Raw genomic sequence first — 17607 nt, forward strand, 5'->3', positions numbered from 1 at the left:
TAGAACTTCTCGTAAATTTCAATACCTGCCTGCCGTCAGGTAGGTTCTATACAAGGATCAAGAAATTATTTTTTAAGAGATTCTCAGCGATTAATAAATAGCCACTGCCAAACGCTCGTCCCGAAAGCTTTCGGGATATCCGACGCTTGCCAACGCCAAAATAAAAGCTAACTTTTTTGGGCTGTATTAAAAATCGCGTATTCGATAAAATGTACGTTATTAAAAACTTTACGAGATTCTCGTGGATTGTTACAAGAGCATAAAATTTTCCCAAGCTATTTGTAGGTAATGTTCTATTAACACTGTAGAAGAAACTTTTTAAAGAAACTGTAGTTTCAACTTTCGCTTTTAATCAAAACACAAGTTACTTAAAGTTTGAATGCCTTTAATTTTTTTCCAATAAGGTTGAACTGATTATTTATTGTATTATCTGTAGCTAATAAAAGAGTATCATTATTTAATTCTATCGTATTAGGATATATTTTATCAAAAGTTTGTGAGAAAATTGTCCAAGTTTTTATGTCGATTTCTGAATTTTGCTTAATAATATCTGGAAAATCATCTTTTGGTGAATTTAAATTATTATAATTTCCAGCTTTTAATATTGAATTAAAGAACCCATTAATATAGGCGGCCTTTCTTTTATTACCAATTTCTGTTAAGTCTATTTCATTTGAAATTTCAATATAGTCTTTTATAGCATCTTTGTATGACTTCATTTGAAATTGCAAGTCAGCCTTACTCCTTACAGTTTCAAACTTTTGGTTTTCGGTTGAATATAAATTATTGTCTAATATATAGTCATAGGTTTCTAAAGCTATGGAGTCTGAGTTAGCTTCCTTACTTTTCTCGGCTTTCTGTTTAAGCTTAAAATAAGCATCATTTAATTTTCTTAGTTTTATGGTCCGATTAAAAGTATTATACTTTATTGGATTTTCTACAACTGCCCAGCCATCTGGACTCAATATATTTACCTCGAAAAAAATCTCTTGATTATTCGGGTTTGGAATTGACTGTATTATTGATGAGGCATTTGATAATATATTCGCTTCAGAAATCTTTTGACTGTCCACTAAAATATTAATTATAATATCAATATTTTCTGCCTCAGATTGCTCAATACCAGGGTGAAAGATTACCCTTACATTTAAATTCGTTTCTTGGCAGTATCCTATAATAGAAGTTAATAATAGAATGTGTATAAATAAATTCCTCATAATTATCAATTTAAATCGATTAGAATTATTTTTTTAGTTAACGATTTGAGTGCAGATATGTTTCCAAACTGTTCGCTATAATTTTTATATCCATTTTTAATTACTTCAAGCTTATTAAAATCATTAGCAATCTCTTTTGGAATGACAAGTGAATATTTCCCATCTAGATTAGTCATTGTTCTAACATCATATTGGCTGTCATTTTTATACAGTAATGTTATTATCGACTTCTCTATTAATTCTTCTTTATTGTTAACTACAATGCCTTTAACAACATAATGGTCTTTATAAGTTTTAAGTAAACCAAATCCCGTAGTTAGACAAGAAAATATCAATATATATGTTATAAAGTTTAGAATTATTGGCCATTTTGATTTATTCGAATTAACATCACTCATTCTATAAATTAGGACAACAAAATAGGAAATCATTAAGATGAATCCTATACCTATAAATAACTTCCAATCTGGCCAATAAATAAAGTCGTAAACATCTAATCTATTCATATAAAGGAATATGGAAAGGCTGAATAAACTGGCAAAAAAATTAAAAATTGATTTCAAATTAAAACTGGGTATTTTAAAATGAATATCTAAACCTCTTAATTGTGAGATCCAAGGAAATGCACCAACTAAAAAGGATTCTATTATTGTTGTGAAATCTTCAAACATATTAAACTATTATTGTGTAAAAAATCATACAAAACCAATAAACTTCTTTCCAATCTTTAAGATTGCACCGCTTATTTTATTAATGTTTTCTACTAATTTTTGTTTCTTAATCTTATCCTCAATATCAGCATTTATAATTTCCAAAAGTTCTTCAAGTTCATCTCTATCAGCCTTTTCTGGAAAAAGTGTTTGAATCTCTTCAGAGGTTAAGATTGTTAGGCTTGATATTTTATCTGCAAAAATTTCATTGGCTTTTTTACTTGCAGCTTTGCCTATAGTACTCAGTTTTGCCATAATCTTAGTATTAAATTTAATTATTAATTCCCAATCTGTATTTTATCTTTTACTTTGTCAATTGCACCTACAATTGCCTTGTCTATTGAGTTAATTGAGAACCCTGGCTTAATATTATCTAACAAAGAATCAATTGTTTTACGCTGGGAATCATTTAAATCTTCTAAGTTATTAATCCAATTCCCAGTAGTTTTATGTAATTCTTTTACATTTGAATATTCTGTGATTATTGATGTTTTTAATTGAAATCTTATATTTTCAATTGGTAAAATCTGTTCTTGGTACACTGCTACTAAATCATTGTATAATTTTGGGAAATCATTTTCTTGCTGATAATCTCTTCCATTTATTTCTTTGAATGAGTCAATCCAATTACTTCGAAAGACAGGACCGTACTCATTAAAAAAGAAGTTTTCAAAAGCTAAAATTTTTTGTTCAACATAAGAATCTACCATAGCTAAGTGAGAAACTTTTAGAGCTTCAATTATTTCCAATTCCTTTGAATGTGACTTTGTTATTTCTGGAGGAATTGTTACACAACTAATTATAGTTATGATTAAAAATAGGAACAATAGCTTTTTCATGATCGTTTTTATTAAAAATTTTTATACGTGAATCATTACTAATTAAAAACATAGAATATACCATATACTGGTATTCATAAAATATGTGCTATTGTAATTCTTAAACAGGGAAAGTTTAATCGCTATATATTAAGCGGTTACGTAAATATAGAAAAAAATATTTTAATATAAACCATTCCACACACATTCCACTTCTCTCCTATCGTCGCTTCGTAAAAAGCGTGTTTATTCGTAAGGTTTTTATTGTTTTAGAAGAACGCATGCATCTCGTACCTCGATGTCATTAACATTGTAGAGAAACATTTTAGAATAAATTTTTAAAGAAACTGTAGTTTGCCAAGGCGCACCTGGCTCATTCGCTAAAAAGGTCTACTAGACCTTTTCTTAATGCTCTGCCCTGCTTTTGCCAAAGCAAAGTTATCCCGTTTCAAGAACGGGACAGGCGCCATGCAGCACCTTATAATACACTTTTAATATTGGATTATCCAGTGGATGATTCCATATTAAAACAATATTTAGTTATAAATTCGATGCGTCAATTTGAAACGAGCTTTTACCAAAATTTTATGAGGCCAAATAAAATGCCGAAATTATATTTTACATAATATTTATCTTTTTATACGCAGAAGGTGTTATTCCAACAAACTTTTTAAAAGCTCCATTAAATGATGATAAACTGCTAAAACCAGCATCAAAAGCTATGGAAGAAATAGTAAGGTTTCTATTGTTTTCATTTAATAAAAGTTTTTTTGATTCTTCAATTCTGAAATAATTAATAAAATCGTTAAAATTATTCTTTCCATATTGATTAATTATTTCAGAAGTTTTTTGAGTGGTTTCTCCAACCAATTTACTTATACAAGAAAGTGAAATACTGGAATCAAGATACAATTTTCTTTCAGTAACTATTGAGTATATTTGATTAAATAGTAAGGCATTATTGTTTGTTTTAAATACTTTTCCATCAATATCTAAAACTTTTAAATTATATGCTTTATAACTTAAAAAATAAATAACTATAGAATACATTATTGGTCCTACTATATATGGTACTGTATCTTCAATGATATTTAAAAAGAACGATATCCATATTATAACAAAACCAATAATTAATATGCGTAACCAGTCGAATATTGTTTTTTGAAATTTAGTCTTCAAAGTGTTTTTATACTCTTTTTTTATTTTTTGTAATGATATCGCTGAAACACAAATATAAAATGCCAAGTGTAAGTATATAAAGATAAGAATACTTCCAAATAGAATAATCGCATTATTATTTTTATAAACAAACCAATCTTTATTTATAAAAAAACTCATAATAAACACTAATAAAAAAGGGATTAGTTCTAAAAAATAACGCTTTAATATTTTAAAGTTGGGATGTGTCATAGTAAACAAATAATACTTCAATAAAGGTCCTATTATTAATAAAAATGATAATCCAATAAAAATAAAAAGAGGTTCTAAATCAGTACTAAAATTTAACAGGATAGATTTCCCTATTCTAAAAGCCATAAAAACTAAAATAAGCCCAAGTAAATAGTTAGATACAGTCTTTTTCTTTTTGAAAAAACAAAGGTAGAATGCAAATAAAACGCCATGTAAGAGTCCTGCACTACTTATAATTACAAGAAATATATCTGAAATTTTCAATTGAATATTTTACTTACAAATTTAATTAAATTTTCTCTCTTATAGATTCCATTTTCTTTGTATAAGAGACCAAACCTAATATGTTAAAAAAACCACCAACTTCTCCTTTCATTACAGCGACCATGGTATGTTGTGCTAATAATACTCTATCAATAGGTTTGTTTTCATTTATCAACATTTTTTTAATCATATTTTTTGCTTTTTGTGTTCCTTGGGTTTTATATATTGACAAAATTTTTATGGCATTTTCTTCCGCAGTAATTGTCCTGTGTTTGGGTGTATATCCTAATTCTTTAATCATGTTTTCTGCTAAAACCCATGTTGACCATGGATTTTGACCTGTAATTAAATTTTTATCGTGACTAACTTTTTCTAAATACATTTCTCCTTCATTAAAGTTTGCACCTTGCTCTATTATTTTTTCCTGTAGGAGAAAAGGAAAAATTGATTTTGCATCAGGAATTAAAAGTAGTTCTTCTTCATTGGTAAATCCGCTAATCGTTTTATTTTCTATTAATGGACGTCCATTATCTAATGTAACATTAACTAAAGCTGATGGTCCATGACAAACTGCACCAATTACCTTATTTGATGCATGAAAACTTTTCACAATGGATTGAATGGTCTTATTGTTTGGAAAATCAAACATTGCTCCTTTACCTCCAACAAAATAAATAGCTTGATAGTTCTCTGAAATAACATCTTTTATAGGAATTGTATTTTTTGTTTTATTCTGTGCTATAGAGTCGTTTAGAAACGCAAAGTCAAAAGCTCCCATATCATCATCATCAATTACTACTGGTGATTTACCTCCTAACGGACTTGCTACATCTACCTCAAAACCATTCGCTTTAAATACATAATAAGCGCGAGATAATTCTGTTAATTCATAACCTGTATACTTACCACTATTCCCCATAGTTTGCGTACTTGTTACTACAGCTAATATTTTACCTTTTATAGGTGTTTTATTTATTGATAAATAGGATAAATCATTTACTTCAGTTTTCTCTAATTCTATGTTCTTTTCTGGTATTAAACTCATAAACCAGAATCCAAATAAAACAACGACAACTATCAAGGTTACCAAAGTAATTCCTGTCCATTTAAGAATTTTTCTATATTTTTTAAGCATAACATTTCATTTATAATTATTTGGCTAAATAACATACTATGAAACAGAAAGACTGTTTAAATGATAATTTCGTCAGAGTAAAAAGTTATTTTGGGATTAAAATATTTGATTTAAGAAGCCATTCTACACACATTATACTTCTCTCCTACGTCGTCGCATAAAAAGAGTGTTAAATCAGATTTAAAACTAATCTTTCCAAACTGGTAAAGAAATACTGCTTTTGCCTGTAAAAGTAATTTGTAAAGGAATTTCAGCATCATTAATATTTTCTATATTCACGTCTTTTCCTGTACCATAATTAATCTGTGCATTATTATTTTTATTGACGTTAACAACAACAACTATCCTACTCCCTTTTTCTAACTTTTTGCTGATTAGTTTTGAATTATCGAAAGACACTAGCGTTTTTCGATTTGGTATAAGTAAATTTCTTTGCTCTCTATCTTTGGCATAACTAGCTCTACCAATAAAATAACTTAAATGGAAATACGTTCCTTCAGGAGTCAGTTGATTTACAATTACTGAATAATCAACATCTTTTTTATTGATTGATAACTCAAGCTTTCCAAAAAAGGATCCGTTTATAATAACATCTTCTTTTAATTCTTCAGATATAAAGACCAGTCCATCGTTTAAATTGATATTTTCTTTTTCTAATGGCCAAGGATAATACGCTGTGTTAGTCATATTTTCCCTATCTCTAAAATCAATAGACATTTTTATCTCTGAATTATTTTCTTTCGATTTCAAAGCATAAAAATCATTGTATTTATTAGAACTTAAATGAAACTTTAACGTATCATTTGTCATTGCCTTTAAAGTTGGTTTGTGCATCCAAGAATTGGTGCCCATGACCTGAAAACTCACTTTATCTTTTAAAATGCCAGGTTTTTCTTTTCCGTTTAAAATGTAATCAAACCATTGATAAATTAAATCCTCTTCAATGTTTATCAAAGCAGCGTTATCTAATTTATAATTCCTTAGATTTTCTTGTGGTTTTGTTTGTGAAGTCCAATGATCATAAGGCCCAACTAACAAATAGTGATTCGGGTTTTTGGTGTATTTATAATGCTCATTAAAATAGTACATGGCTCCTCTTTGTGAGTCATCATAATAACCAGTAATGGTTAAAATTGGAATATCAATTTTAGCAAACTCTTGTTTGTATGGAATCATTTTTTTCCAATAATCATCATAACTAGGATGTTGCATATAAGTATTCCATAATGTATTTACCTGACCATCTAAACTATCTAATTTGTTAAATGCAACTCCTGTTTTGTACCATTTGTTTTTTAAAGAGTTCCATCGATTAAAATCATTTGAAGCTTCAAAATCTAAAAACTTGTTATTGGCCACATAGAAATTCCAAGAATACGAATAATTATGTAGTACATTATTTTCCATCGGATAATCAATTCCTGGAGCGACTGCTACCATAGGCACAATTGTTTTTAATGCAGGATGCACTTTGTGCTTCATAGATGCCCATTGTGTAAACCCATTGTAACTGCCTCCAAACATGGCTACTTTTTGATTAGACCATGGTTGTTTACTAATCCAATCAATCACTTCATAAACATCTGTGTGTTCATATTCAAGCGGTTTAATATCACTTTTACTTAATCGTTTTCCTCTTGTATTTGAAATAACTCCATTATAGCCTTTAGATGCTGCTAACATCGCACTGGTTTCATTGGTTCCTGCGTAAACAGAAGCTACTAATATGGTTGATTTTTTAGCTGTTGTATGTCCTTTTCGCTGTATTAAAACTATGGAAACTTCGGCACCATCTTTCATAGGAATTACAATACTATCATTTACGACATATCTACGATTATGATCTTGTTTAATTTCATCAAAGTATATTGCCCTAGTTTCTGAAAATACCCTTTTTAAAAAGTACTTTTTTACTAAATCTATTGCTACAGACTGTGAAATCTTTTCAGTTTTAATACTATTATAAGTGGTATTAAAATTATTAACGTAATAATCAGTAGGGTCTCTAACGATCAGGAATTTATCTAAATTAATAACTTGTAAGTCATTAGAATTCGCTACGTATTTGCTGTAAGCTTTTGTAAATGTCTCTTTGAAGTTCGTAGATAACTTTGCCTCTACATAATACTTGTAGACATCTAAATACTGACTTTGATCTATTGGTGTTTCTTCTATTCTTTTTTTTATTGAAATTAAAGCGTCTTCATAATAACCTCTTATTAACTGGAATTTAAACTGATCGATTGCTGATAAGTTTTGAGTGTCACATCGTGTTGCAAATTGCTGCATTTGATTTGCAAGTGCTACTGAATCAGATAATTTGATCTTCTTAAAGGGTAATTCTTGTGTAAAAGAAGTAAAACTAATTACGAATAAAAGTAGTAAGAGAAATGATTTTTTCATTGTTTATTTTTTAAAAGTGCAAATAGATTAATTTAAGCCAGAATATCCCAACCAGCAAAACCAATAACAGTATAAAATAAGTTGTTTAAGACATGTATTAGAATGGCCATTTTTAAAGATCCTGTTCTTAAATATATCCATCCCCAAGTTATGCTAAAGAGAAAATACATTGGCCATAAAATCATGGGGCTATGACCAGCAGTAAAAACAACAGAAGTTATTAATATTGCTGCCCAAGCAGGTATCCGCTTTGTTAATGACGATTGCAAATATCCTCTAAAAACAACCTCCTCCATTAAAGGCCCTACAATAAGTGCCAAAAGTAGAAAGCCACTCATTTCAAGTACTCCTCCGTTGGCCTGAATAAAACTAAACATTTTAGAGCCACCACCTATAATCCCTCCTTGGTCAAAGCTTGGCAAAATAACCGACCTATATATCCAGGCTAAAAAATGTGTCGATACTAATGCCGCTATCACTAACAAAACTGCTTTGTTATTTTTAATCTTACTAGCTTGCAGTCCTATTTGTGGATATAAGGATTTGCCAGACCTATTTAGATCCCACCAGAATAGAAACAATATCATAATACCACCTAACACGGCAGAAGATACTCCAATAATCTCCATAGGAACAACCTTTGACGGCACAAAGAATTTAAATGCATAAGAGGTTATTATTGCTGCTAAAAGCTGACATGCGTACATACCAACAATGGCAAGAATTCCCCTTTTTATTGTTAATTGTGTATTTTTTTCTTCACTCATATTGATGAATTTGAAAAGTTAGAAGTAATACTATATTTTAATTATTATTTGGGTTTGTGTACTGGATTAATTCTTCATTATATACAAAGCCGTCTTGATTTTGGGTCATTTTAATGAAGTTTTTTATTTCTGGAGCATACAACCAAACTTCATCCGTTTGTGCGTTGTAACCTCTAGAATTTGAAACGGTTCCCTTGTATTCGATGGTGTACGCCATAAATGTTCCTGCTTCTACTGTTTCTTCTTTATAAGATAATACTTTTACATCTTGGCTTTGTTTTCCAGTAGTACCATCTTGACTGGTCCAGTCTTTTTCATATTTCCACGTCTCACCAACTTTTAAAGGCCATTTGTATCTTGGGGTTTCGCTTTCTTCAGGCTTTGTAATGTCTGATAGTGGAATTGTATCGTTTCCTACTGTTATCCCTAAAACACCATCTGTATTAACGATTTCTCTTGTGTCTTCTCCTTCTGAGCGTATTTCACCTTCCGTGGTTACGCCTTTATATTTCCAAGTCCATTTTTCTCCAACTGCATAGTCGGTAATTATTGGTTGAGTTGCTTCTTCTGTGTTGTTTTCACTACAGGAAGCTAACAATGAAATCATAACTAAATATATGATTTTTACAATTTTAAATACTCTTTTTAAATAATTCATAATATTGCTTTTAAATTAATTATAGTACAAAGTAAAGATGTCTGTTTCTATCAAAAAAGTAAAGTACACGAGCGTAAATAAAGGCTAATGAACGTTAGAAAACCTAGCGATTTAAAATACATGATTCTCAGGAATTAGCTATTTTAAAAATGCGATATGCGATAATAATATTACACAATCTAGGTAATGCTACAAAGAGCTCCTTCGGATGTCCCCCGGATATGCGTCGGGTATACCTCGGATATGCTTCGGGTAACGAGTGGATTAAGTTTTCGATTATAAAGCTTTAATATCCTTTCTTTTCCTTCTTTTGATTTGAAATTAATTAACTGTTTGTTTTTGGATTGATGATAACGATATTGCCTATTTTACGGTCGGTTTCAAGATAATAATGCGCTTCTATAATTTCTGATAGCTTGTAACTTTTATCTATAACCGTTTTAAGTCTTTTTTGCTTAAAAAAATCGGCTATTTCTAAAAATAACCTTTTTAATTCCTCGGTTTTTTTTAGACCTGTAGCCGCAAACTTCACTCTTTTTGGTTTAAATATTGAATACCACAAGGCATTTAAACTTAAAACAGGTGTAATAAAAACTCCATTTAACTTTAAAGCATTTTTCGACTTACTAAAATTGTTTTTACCCACTGCATCATATATAACATCGTAAGTATTCGTTTTATGTGTAAAGTCTTCCTTTTTATAGTCGATCACAAAATCTGCTCCTAAGGATTTAACTAAATCCATATTCCTTGTACTACAAACACCTGTGACGGTAGCTCCCATAATTTTAGCCAATTGAACTGCAGCAGTTCCTAAACTGCCAGAAGCACCATTTATAAGAATGTGCTGTCCTTCTTTCAAGTCACCAATATCTTTTAAAAAATTATATGAAGTTAGAAAACCATCACAAACAGGTGCAGCTTCCTCGTGTGATAAGGTTGTTGGCTTTAACGCTATTATAGAGGTTTCTGAAATGCATAAATATTCTGCATTAGTTCCATTACGAAATAACTTCTCTCCAAAAATTTCATCTCCAATTTTAAATATAGAAACATCACTGCCAACTGCTTCAACCGTACCTGAAAAACCAGTACCTAATGAAGTGTTTTTGGGCTTAAACAGGCCTAAAAACAATCTGCCAAATTTTGGCATTCCAGCTCTCATCATTGTATCTGCGCGAGTAGCGGACGATGCTTTAATATTTACTAAAACCTCATTAGGCTTAGGTGAAGGGGTCTCTTTATTAACGACCTCTATAACTTCTGGGGAACCATAGGATGTATAAATTGCTGTTTTCATAAGTACTATAATTTATTAATAAAGTTGTGAATTGTTCGGTTTTTAAAATTTCGAGTTTGGAAATTAGAACCTATTAATGAAGCATCAGTTATTCTGTTTTCTTTTTGTAAACTCTTTTGTTCTTCTTATCTGCTCTTCGAGATTCCATTCAAAATCAAATCTATTCTTTAGGAATATAGCGATGGAATCAAGACCAATTTCTGTTCTTCTTTTATCAATATTTTCTGGATCAAATATTGGCCACACATTAAAACTCTTGGTTTCTGGGTAATATTTCATTTGCCCTCCATAAATCTGTAAATCTTCTCTCTCTGTTGCAATTCTGTCTTCTGCTCTTACCAAGAATCGAGGTTCTAATTTCTTGTCTTTTACAGCCTGTCGCATCATAGGAAGGTATTGTATCCTAACTTCATTATCTGAGTGTTGAATAACATTACAAATGGTCCAATTACCACGTTCACCAGACATTTCTTTTGTTGGCCAACCATATTTATCAAGAATAGCCGCTACTTTTTTTTCATTAATTACATGATTCGTATCAATAATTAATTGTTGCTCTTTTACCAACTTAGAATCGACTCCAAATTTAGAAATCAATGAATCTCTTAATCTAATTGGGGTTTGTTCCGTTGTCCAAATCGTATCAAGTACTTCAATTAGACTTTCTTCTTTTTCTAAAACTATCGATATAGCTTTCGAATTGGTCTTATTGGAACAATTGAGCAGAAATAGTAAACAGGATAAAAAAATATATTTCATCTTAGGCTGTTTTTAATTTGACAATAAATCATTTGACTTATAAATGCCAAATGATTTATTTCGTATTGTTGATACTTATAACCAGCTAAATCCTAATCCTACATTAAAGATTACTGCATCTCTATCCACATCTCCATCTAAAAACGCACGACCAAGAACTAATTTAGACTGCACATTAAGCGCGAATTTTTTCTTTTTGTAAATTTCATAACCTGTACTTGCCATAACAGCACAACCAAAGTTCCAATCGTCATTTACATCGTCTTTAATATCATATAGTGCTGGAGAGTCTATGGCTAAACCAATACCACCATGAATCCACCAACGATCTTTTGCCCAATATTGTACAGATGGAATAAAACCTCCAAAGTTTCTGTCATTATCTTGAAATTCGTATATACTTCCTGGCATAGAAACGGTAATGGCAAGCCTTTCATTTAACATATAGCCTAACTTTAAATCTGGAAAAACGAATGTTCCTTGCGATTTATCGAAAGTTTGAATACCTGCACTATCTTCTATACTAATAATGCCCCCACCAACTACGAATTCGACGATGAAGCCGTCTCTTTGTGTTGTTGATTCTTCTTTTGTGTTTTGTGCGTATGTTGTACTAGATACTAATGCAAAGGCTACACAAGCCATTTTTAATAAAAATTGTTTTTTGATAGTTTTCATTTTAATTGATTTCATAATTGTTCGTTTTTTGATGGATGATTGATGATTGATGTTCTGGATTAATTTTATGTCAATAGACAAAGTTATACGGTTTAATGTTTTGTAAATAATATAAAAGGCCGATAACCTATTTATTGCAGGATTTAACAAGTATATTTGGGTATACTGCTTTTTCACTTTTCTGAAACCCTTTTTTGCTTTTCAAGCATTTCAATGAATTTTATTTTCTCAACTTTTCCAACAGCGTAATCAATGACTTTTCCTTCAGGATCAATAAAAATTATTGTTGGTGTAACTTCAATATTATATTGTTTTACAAGCGCTTCAAAATTTGGGTCATCTACATTAATTTCTAGTGATACAACGCTAGCATCCATAGCTATCTTAACCTCATGACTAGCAAAAATTTTACGTTTCATAATTTGACAAGGTGAGCACCATTCAGCAGTAAAAAACACCATAATATTTTTGTTAGAAATGTTTGCAAGCTTTTGAGCAGATTCAAGGTTATTAGTCCAAGTAATATCATTTGAAGGCGCATAAAAAGAGTACCATGCATACCAAAGAGAAACGACTAGGAATGTTAGCCAAAAGAACTTCCAAAACGGATGCGTTTTCTTTTTTGATTTAAATTTATTCATGATCCTGTAGTTTTAGATTGTTTAATTTTTATTTTGAAGTTCTGTATAAGTGTTTTTTAGGTTTTTTAACGATTCAATTGCATCATCATAAGCCTCCCGATTTTGTGCAATCGTAGTCATTCTAGTTAGAACCATATTTTCAAAATAAATATCTTTTCCGTAAGTATCTGAAGACCTGCCCATTTCTCTGAATTTAACGTTTCGCATCAAAAAATTTTCATAATAAGCCTCGATTGCTTGTTGTTCTGAAGCTTCCAGTTTTTCTATGGGGTTGAATGTCTCGTATGTTTCTGAAATTGCGTTACGTAAGTTTAAATCGTTGAATAATTTTAAATCCCCAGAAAATTTTAAATTTTCATAGGTAATGCTTACTGGGTAAAACTTTTTAGACATGATTAGAAAAAATGATTTTGAGGATAATTTTGGGTTATCAAAATCCTTAAATAATAATATTTTGAATACGGTATCTAATTCTTGGAGCATTTGAGCTGCTTCATCATCAAGAAACGTTAACTTTTTAAGGTTACGATCTGCCTCATCATGTAACTGAATAAGGTATGAATTCCGCAACTTTAATTTCTTTAAACTATTTGAATGTTCATTAATAGCCAATGCGATAAGGATTCCTACAATCACTAGAATAATTTCTCCCGCTGCATAAACAAAATAGTTAGCAAACTTACCTGCACGTCCGGCTGGCGCGTTTTTAGCTAATATTTTTCGTCTTTTATTTCTAAAGATTTTTATCATGGCTTAATGGTTTTATTAATTAAAATACAACGTCTTGAATAATACTCTAAATCCTTTTTAATTGGTTCTTTACGACACTTTTAAATTTCCATTTCAACCCAAATAATGGTCTTAAAATTGTGACTCTTTTTAGGATGAATTCATAGATAAGAAAACAGACGATAAACGTAAATACTGTAATACCTATAAATTTTAGCATGGGATGAAGTTCTAAAGGCAGAATGAGTAATGCACCTGCATATAGGACAAACATGTGAATAATATAAACAGGGTAAACGGCTGCACTCAAATAGTTTAGCAATGCACTTGGTTTATTAAGGTAACTATATCCCATTCCGAATACGCCCAATATCCAAGCATTAGACTCTACAGTAGTGATATACATATTTGATATGGACTCAAACCCTGTGAAACGAATCACGAAGAGTATGGTTGCCAAAGCAATATATAACCATTTCCACTTTGAAACGGTTTTCCAGAATGTTGTACCGCTATACACAAAAAGAAAACCAAAAAAGAAAGCCAGAAAGCCTATAAAAAATCCATGCCAAGTTTTAGCGTACATTTCAAATAGTTGTGGTTTCACAACACTAATTTCTATGATAAAAAATGCTGAAATAGATAATGGTCCTATAGCATAGGCCATCACTTTTGAAATTACATTCTTGAATTTACCATTTTCATTTTTCTTCAAATAGAAAAAAACAGGCGACAACACTACGACATAGACAAAGATGTTTCCTAAAAACCATAAATGTCCCATATGTGGAAAATAACTCAATGGTATATTATAGTGCTCCTGAAAAAGTAAAAAATGTATTGGTGTTATTGCTAAAATCCCGAAGACAAAAGGTAATAGAATTCGCTTAGAGCGCTCGATTAATAATTGCTTCCAATTTCTTTTTTTCATTGCAAAATATAACCCCATACCAGACACAAAAAATAGTAAAGGTATTCGCCAAACATTGAGCATAATCATTGGTTTCCAAAGTCCTTCTAAAACATTTTCGCTTCTTATAAATCCAATAAACATTGCCCAAGGTTGAAATATAATAGCTATATGATAGATTAATAATAAACCTATAGCAATGACTCTTAGCCAATCAATATCGTATCTTCTTTCTGTTGTCATTTTATTATATGTTTATTGTAACATCATTGCTACAACAGGACGTGCTTTTTGTAATTCATTAAGGTCTAATTTAAAACCCATTGGTTGTAATTGCAGAATTAACATGTCGTAAATAGGTTTCATTTCTGCAAAATCACTAGTTACTATTTCTCTTGGTGTTGCACCATAATTATTGCGTACAGTTTTATCTGCTTGTGCATCAATAAGTAATTTTACAATTTCTATACGTCCAAAGAATGCTGCTGTGTGTAGGGCTGTTCCGCCATCATTATTTTTTACAGATAAATCTGCATTTGCATTGATCAATACTTCAGCTATTTCTGGTTTATTGAAAGTAGCTGCAGACATTAAAGGTGTAGACCCAGACATGGCTTCTTTTTGATCAATATCAGTCCCAGCTTCAATATGCTGCTTAACTGCTTCCATATCTCCAGTTAATACAGCACCATGAATATCTATACTTGGTTTAGCAATTTCCTTTTTTGAAATGGCTGTTGTATCTTTGGTTTTACTTTTTTTTGAACAAGATGTTAATGACATTGCCATTATACTTATTATAGCCAAGCACATTACTTGAATTTTAATTGATTTTTTCATGATTTAAAGTTTTAAGAATTATTGTTTCTATTTGTTGACACAAAGATGCGATGAACTTTGAAGCAACAGTAAACAGCTATGATTCAAGAATTATGAAGTTTAACGCAAGACTATAAATTATGAAGCAAGACTATAAATTATGGCGCATTTTATAATATTAAAAAAATACCCTTAGATAAAATCTGTTTTTAAATTTTACTTATATTCGTTTCAGTTAATAAAAAAATGACTTCAAATCACACTTCAAATTCATTCTTGGCAGAAGCTAAATCAGCGGTTTTAGATCATATTTCTAATGAGCAATTTGGCGTTTCTGAATTGGCAAATGAAATGAATATGAGCCGTTCTAGTTTGCTTAGAAAAATAAAAAAGCAAACTAATTTATCTGCTAGTCAGTTTATTCGAGAAATCCGTTTACAGAAAGCGTCGAAAATGCTACAAGACACTGCACTTACAGCTTCAGAAATTTCGTTTGAAGTTGGCTTTAGTAATCCCTCCTATTTCACAAAATGTTATCGTGAATATTATGGGTATCCTCCTGGAGAAACCAAAACCCAAATTGAACAAGAAGAACAAGAAACTGTTCAAGAAACCCAAGTACCCGTCACAAGAAACAGAACTAGCAATAGATATATTATAGCAATCGTAACCCTATCTATAGTTACTGTTATCTACTTTTTTAAAGACCAGTTCACTTCTAATAAATCGATAGCAAATACGGATAAGTCGGTTGCGTTTTTGCCTTTTAAAAATCTAAGTGAAGACAATTCTAATCTATATTTTATTAACGGTGTAATGGAATCTTCCCTCAATAATCTTCAAAAAATTAAGGATTTACGAGTGATTAGTAGAACTTCTACAGAAAAGTATAGAAATAATCCTAAAACCGTTTCAGAAATTGCAGAAGAATTACAAGTTAACTATTTGATTGAAGGAAGTGGGCAAAAAATAGGAAGCGAAGTACTTCTAAGCATTCAATTGATAGATGTTAATGCCGATAGTCCTATTTGGTCTGAACAATACAAATACCAACTTGATAATGTTTTTGAGCTTCAAAACACCATTGCAAAAAAGATTGCCTTTGCTATAGAAGCGAATGTGACACCGAAAGAATTAGCGCTTATTGAAAAAAAACCAACAGACAACATTATTGCCTATGATTATTATTTAAAGGGTCTAGAATATCAAAAAGGACATAATGCGAACTTAAATGAAGCTATTTCTTATTTTGAAAAAGCTATAGAACAAGATGTAAAATATGCTAACGCTTATGCTCAGATTGCCATTTGTTATTATTATTTAGATTTAAATAAAATTGAAAAAAAATATTTAGACAAATTAAATGCATATGCAGACAATGCCTTGTTGTATGATTCGACTTCTGAATTACCTCTAATTGCAAAAGCACTATATTATATTAATGCAAACGAATTTAAGTTAGCGATACCTTACTTGGAAAAAGCACTAGATTACAACCCTAATGCTTCTTCTGTAGTATTAATTTTATCTGATTTGTATGCTCGAGTAGTTCCAGATACACATAAATATCTCACTTATGCATTAAAAGGAATTAAATTGAATATAGAAGCTAACGATAGTATATCTAAAAGTTTTATTTACCTTAACTTGAGTAATGCTTTAGTACAAAATGGGTTTACTAAAGAAGCTTCACAATTCATTGAAGAATCTTTGAAATATAACCCTAGCAATCCTTACGCTCCCTACCTAAAAAACTTTATAGATTATGCAAATAACAAAGATTTAAAATCCTTAACAAGTAAAATGCTGATAGAATGGAAAAAAGATACTACACGTGCTGATATTACTCAAGAATTGGCCAAGTTGCATTATTTTCAAGAAGATTATGAGAATGCCTTATTTTATTATGAAAAATATATTAACATACTTGTTACCAATAAAATTGATTTGTATCCTGCAGAGAACATAAAAATTGCGCACACTTTCAATAAAATGGGGTTTTCTAAGAAAGCTGAACAATACCTAAGTAAATATAAAGACTACTTGGAAAAAGAGGAGTCAATTTACAAAGATGCGAGTTTAGCTATGCTTTATCTTTATGAAAATATGCCAGATAAAGCTATAGAAGCCTACAATAAATTTAGCTTGCAAGATGGTTTCCAATATTGGGTGCTTTTGTTTATAAAAGAAGACCCTCTATTTAAACAATTGGAAAATCATGTGAAATACGAAGAAACTATTGAGAAAGTAGAAATGCAATTTTGGGAAAAGCATAAAAAACTTAAAGAAACTTTAGAAAAAGAAAAGCTACTTTAAATCTTTGATGTATAAATATTAACTAAGTAAAATTTGGAAACAATTAACGGCTCATTCGCTGAATAATTTGATC

Annotated in this window: 17 protein-coding genes; 1 reads left to right on the forward strand and 16 read right to left on the reverse strand. The window is 30.4% G+C overall.

The annotated features are described in order from the left end of the window. Positions 1-368 precede the first annotated feature (368 nt). The 16 genes from ACVC3Y_RS10255 to ACVC3Y_RS10330 form a co-directional block, all read right to left on the reverse strand. Complete coding sequence (locus tag ACVC3Y_RS10255; protein ID WP_452226819.1) at positions 369-1217, reverse strand: hypothetical protein; 849 nt, start codon at positions 1215-1217, stop codon at positions 369-371. Between the two features lie 5 nt (positions 1218-1222). Then, on the reverse strand, positions 1223-1888 hold the full coding sequence (locus ACVC3Y_RS10260) for a hypothetical protein (protein WP_452226820.1): 666 nt from the start codon (positions 1886-1888) through the stop codon (positions 1223-1225). 24 nt (positions 1889-1912) lie between these two features. Beyond that, positions 1913-2182 carry a hypothetical protein gene (locus tag ACVC3Y_RS10265; protein WP_452226821.1) on the reverse strand — a complete coding sequence of 90 codons (270 nt, stop codon included), beginning with the start codon at positions 2180-2182 and terminating at the stop codon, positions 1913-1915. A 23-nt stretch (positions 2183-2205) separates the two neighbouring features. Continuing rightward, on the reverse strand, positions 2206-2766 hold the full coding sequence (locus ACVC3Y_RS10270) for a hypothetical protein (RefSeq protein WP_452226822.1): 561 nt from the start codon (positions 2764-2766) through the stop codon (positions 2206-2208). A gap of 597 nt (positions 2767-3363) precedes the next feature. Next, positions 3364-3924 (reverse strand): helix-turn-helix domain-containing protein, encoded by a 561-nt coding sequence (locus ACVC3Y_RS10275; protein ID WP_452226823.1) that lies wholly within the window; start codon positions 3922-3924, stop codon positions 3364-3366. 520 nt (positions 3925-4444) lie between these two features. Next, on the reverse strand, positions 4445-5554 hold the full coding sequence (locus tag ACVC3Y_RS10280; protein ID WP_452226824.1) for a type 1 glutamine amidotransferase domain-containing protein: 1110 nt from the start codon (positions 5552-5554) through the stop codon (positions 4445-4447). Between the two features lie 186 nt (positions 5555-5740). Further along, positions 5741-7957: a CocE/NonD family hydrolase gene (locus ACVC3Y_RS10285; protein ID WP_452226825.1), complete on the reverse strand. Its 2217-nt coding sequence runs from the start codon at positions 7955-7957 to the stop codon at positions 5741-5743. A 32-nt stretch (positions 7958-7989) separates the two neighbouring features. Continuing rightward, positions 7990-8724: a CPBP family intramembrane glutamic endopeptidase gene (locus ACVC3Y_RS10290; RefSeq protein WP_303423236.1), complete on the reverse strand. Its 735-nt coding sequence runs from the start codon at positions 8722-8724 to the stop codon at positions 7990-7992. Between the two features lie 37 nt (positions 8725-8761). Continuing rightward, on the reverse strand, positions 8762-9382 hold the full coding sequence (locus ACVC3Y_RS10295; protein WP_452226826.1) for a hypothetical protein: 621 nt from the start codon (positions 9380-9382) through the stop codon (positions 8762-8764). A 325-nt stretch (positions 9383-9707) separates the two neighbouring features. Then, a complete protein-coding gene (locus ACVC3Y_RS10300; RefSeq protein ID WP_452226827.1) occupies positions 9708-10682 on the reverse strand; it encodes an NAD(P)-dependent alcohol dehydrogenase in 975 nt (324 codons plus the stop codon). Positions 10683-10766: 84 nt separating this feature from the next. Next, on the reverse strand, positions 10767-11279 hold the full coding sequence (locus ACVC3Y_RS10305; protein ID WP_452226828.1) for a DUF6624 domain-containing protein: 513 nt from the start codon (positions 11277-11279) through the stop codon (positions 10767-10769). Between the two features lie 237 nt (positions 11280-11516). Beyond that, on the reverse strand, positions 11517-12119 hold the full coding sequence (locus ACVC3Y_RS10310; RefSeq protein ID WP_452226829.1) for a hypothetical protein: 603 nt from the start codon (positions 12117-12119) through the stop codon (positions 11517-11519). Between the two features lie 173 nt (positions 12120-12292). Then, complete coding sequence (locus ACVC3Y_RS10315; protein ID WP_452226830.1) at positions 12293-12760, reverse strand: thioredoxin family protein; 468 nt, start codon at positions 12758-12760, stop codon at positions 12293-12295. 21 nt (positions 12761-12781) lie between these two features. Continuing rightward, complete coding sequence (locus tag ACVC3Y_RS10320) at positions 12782-13510, reverse strand: hypothetical protein (RefSeq protein ID WP_452226831.1); 729 nt, start codon at positions 13508-13510, stop codon at positions 12782-12784. Positions 13511-13556: 46 nt separating this feature from the next. Beyond that, the gene (locus ACVC3Y_RS10325; protein ID WP_452226832.1) at positions 13557-14642 is read right to left on the reverse strand and encodes an acyltransferase family protein; all 1086 of its coding nucleotides are present in this window, start codon (positions 14640-14642) and stop codon (positions 13557-13559) included. 12 nt (positions 14643-14654) lie between these two features. Further along, on the reverse strand, positions 14655-15239 hold the full coding sequence (locus ACVC3Y_RS10330; protein ID WP_452226833.1) for an ankyrin repeat domain-containing protein: 585 nt from the start codon (positions 15237-15239) through the stop codon (positions 14655-14657). 225 nt (positions 15240-15464) lie between these two features. On the opposite strand from ACVC3Y_RS10330, the gene ACVC3Y_RS10335 reads away from it, so the two are divergent. After that, positions 15465-17534 (forward strand): helix-turn-helix domain-containing protein, encoded by a 2070-nt coding sequence (locus ACVC3Y_RS10335; RefSeq protein ID WP_452226834.1) that lies wholly within the window; start codon positions 15465-15467, stop codon positions 17532-17534. Positions 17535-17607 lie beyond the last annotated feature (73 nt).

The sequence above is a fragment of the Lacinutrix cladophorae genome (genome assembly GCF_053604645.1).